This window comes from Escherichia sp. Lx600-2, assembly GCF_036662595.1.
In the GTDB taxonomy this organism is placed as follows: Bacteria; Pseudomonadota; Gammaproteobacteria; order Enterobacterales; family Enterobacteriaceae; genus Escherichia; species Escherichia coli.
The window spans coordinates 1-1,538 of record NZ_JAYQWM010000218.1; the positions used below are offsets into that span (position 1 = coordinate 1).

The 1,538-nt window shown below is 42.5% G+C and carries 3 protein-coding genes; all 3 read right to left on the reverse strand.

What is annotated here, in order from left to right:
* On the reverse strand, nt 1–489 hold a 489-nt coding region (locus OQV04_RS24540; RefSeq protein ID WP_332643234.1), incomplete at its 3' end, for a phospholipase effector Tle1 domain-containing protein.
* Nucleotides 477–986 (reverse strand): DUF3304 domain-containing protein, encoded by a 510-nt coding sequence (locus tag OQV04_RS24545; protein ID WP_332643236.1) that lies wholly within the window; start codon nt 984–986, stop codon nt 477–479. The genes OQV04_RS24545 and OQV04_RS24540, both read right to left, overlap by 13 nt.
* A 292-nt stretch (nt 987–1,278) precedes the next feature.
* Nucleotides 1,279–1,538 (reverse strand): hypothetical protein (locus tag OQV04_RS24550; RefSeq protein ID WP_332643238.1); only part of this gene is annotated, 260 nt, incomplete at its 5' end.

Sequence of the window (1,538 nt, forward strand, 5' to 3'; positions counted from 1 at the left end):
ATGATGTAATGTATTACACAGTTGGACTAATCCCCAGTTAATGCGGTCTTCACCTCCAACCGCAAACTGCAACCCCGAAGAATAATAATCATACGTCCCAATTTGAGGGAATGGCGTACCGACGCCCGGAATGTAATAAGCATAAAAACCACGCTCATTGGCCTGACGATTTTCGGGGGCACTGGCATGATACAGTTTAGCCACATTGGATGGATGCGGTGGTGTACTGCCTGTGTCATTCGGCTCATTGTTATTGGTGCCATCAAAAAACAAGCTGATATGTAAACTTTTACAACACGAATTTTTTAATTTCCGATAACAGTCACTCCGATGTCGAGATTCTTCTTGTCTTATTTTTTCAATATTCTTAGTTAACTGCTCTTTTGTCAGTTTTAACCGTCCATCAAGCGGAAATTCAGGGGGAACCCAACAAGGGTCACCTTGGGTTGATATTTGGTCTTTTTGAGGGGCGATAATCATTGAGGACATTGTGCGGGCTCCGGTTGGTCAAAAGGATCTTTAATTGGGTGGTCTGGATGCTCAATGCCATGGCACGTCGCGGTGACTTTCACTTGTTGGCACGGTAAGAAGTGGACTTGCAACCCACAGGAATCCGTATATTCCGGGATAGTCACGGTAGTCTGATATTGTCGGTAATTGGCTTCCTTTTTTTTCATGAACTCCCTAAATTCATCAGTTCCTAAAGGGGGCATATTTTTAGGAAACGGGTCAGGATTAACTTCCCACTTGATATTGACCTGCATATTGGGCTGCCATATTTCAGGTAGCATGATGCAGCACGTAAACCCCCCGGTTCGACCCCGATAGCCATTGACCGAAAACCAATTGATATTGGTATCTGCCACATGGTTATACCCCAATAAATTCGCCCCCACATAGGCGATGTTCTCTTTCGGTTTCTCGTCGGGCGAACACCCTAAAATGAAGAGTGGAAGAATGAAAAAAGCTAAAGTGCACACTCTCATGTACAATTCCTGTTCATTGGAAATAAAAAATAGTATCGTACACTTAAGGTAAATTATCTATTATTGAATGGATTTAATTCAATTTTTTTCTCGTTTCTTATAAGCAAGATCCATTATGTTAAACGGGTGAGTCAGTTAGTTAAAATCGCCCGCTCCCCCCAATCAAAGCCATTCAAAACAATTTTAAGACACGAACACCCTTAAACTATGTTGAAAGTTTAGAACGGTTTTGCGAGCTTCTGAGTGCGTTTTTAACATCATGTAAACTGACAGGTAAAACGATGAGAAATCGCTAAAAGGCACAAACTTGTTTTGTGACTTTTGCCGATTTTACCAACCGAGTTAATGAGGCTGTTGGACTTGTTGCCGCCATAATGGCGGCGTTTCGAGATAGCTGCCTAGACGGGTCGGATGAATTCATCGTTTCAACCGTTTTTTTCATGTGACCATTACCGATGAAATTTTTTGTCACCGTATGATGTAATGTATTACACAGTTGGACTAATCCCCAGTTAATGCGGTCTTCACCTCCAACCGCAAACTGCAACCCCG

What these genes read in the sequence shown, in the direction of transcription:
- OQV04_RS24545 (WP_332643236.1), bottom strand. Translation starts at nt 986, where the DNA reads ATGAGAGTGTGCACTTTAGCTTTTTTCATTCTTCCACTCTTCATTTTA.